This is a genomic window from Virgibacillus salexigens (genome assembly GCF_014905415.1).
GTDB classification, from domain to species: domain Bacteria; phylum Bacillota; class Bacilli; order Bacillales; family Amphibacillaceae; genus Virgibacillus; species Virgibacillus salexigens.
The window spans coordinates 1-332 of record NZ_BNEO01000076.1; the positions used below are offsets into that span (position 1 = coordinate 1).

Here is a 332-nt window from a genome sequence, read left to right on the forward strand (position 1 = left end):
CCATAAGAAGTGACATTAACTTCAGCCCCTTGCTTAAGTCCTCTTTGTGCTTTCGCTTTTTTCAAAACCTTATTTTTAGAAAAATCAATGGTTGGAGCCAAACCTTCAAGTTCTTTTCTAGCAGCAATAATTTCATGTGGTTTCAACGCTGCTTTATCATTGAGATTTTTCAAAATTTCTTCCGCTTCAAGACTCGCTTTTTTAACTACTTCTTGAGCTTCTTTTTGTGCTTTTTCTAATTCAAACTCGCGCTCGCGATTAATTTGATTATAGACTTTCGTCAAATCTTTATGTAAACTTTGATTTTCTCGTTCAATTTTTTTAATATTTCT

General features: G+C 32.8%; 1 pseudogene. It reads right to left on the minus strand.

The annotated features are described in order from the left end of the window. Nucleotides 1–332 (minus strand): annotated as a pseudogene (locus tag JKP73_RS22305) (endonuclease MutS2); the annotation flags it as partial.